General features: G+C 52.9%; 1 protein-coding gene. It reads right to left on the bottom strand.

The window, feature by feature from the left end; translation table 11 throughout:
* Nucleotides 1–539: hypothetical protein (locus OSC10802_RS53445; RefSeq protein ID WP_198525320.1), on the bottom strand; the 539-nt coding region annotated here is incomplete at both ends.

Here is a 539-nt window from a genome sequence, read left to right as displayed (position 1 = left end):
AATAGTCATACTCTCCCGAACTCAGAGAGCGCATGTCTGCCTGGAGCGCCGCATCAATTTTTGCTCCCCTTTCCTGCGGAATCTCCCAGAAATGTTCGCCGCCCTTAAGACCGTAATTTCCTCCCTCAAATCCGGGGAGTTGGTACTCAAAAGACCCCCGCGATACCGTTAAATCAGCAATCAGCCTCCCCTGCGGGTTTGGTACAGTATTGTCGTAGCCGAAATGCAAGATGGGGCGCGGGTCAGCTCTTAATGAATCGTAAGTTAGCTGCAAACCTCGCATCGCGCCCAAGGATTGATAAGAGACGAGATTGTGCGTCTCCATTACTGCCCCAGAGTGGAGTTCCGCCACCGACGTGAAGTTGCAATTCTCCTTGCATTCATTGCCACCTTCATCTGGATTGCGGTCGTCCTGATTGGGGTCCTGAGGTTGCGCTCCAAAGAAGTGCCAGCTGCTGTTGCGTATCCCGCCGGAAATGGTCTCAATTACGCTGCCATCATCGCTGACTTTCCCCGTACCTACGTTGTCAAATAACCCC

Origin of the sequence: Kamptonema formosum PCC 10802 (assembly GCF_000332335.1) — a bacterium.
Classification (GTDB): Bacteria; Cyanobacteriota; Cyanobacteriia; order Cyanobacteriales; family Oscillatoriaceae; genus Oscillatoria.
Note: the sequence above shows the minus strand (reverse complement) of the source record. Positions and strands in the feature narration are given on the sequence as shown.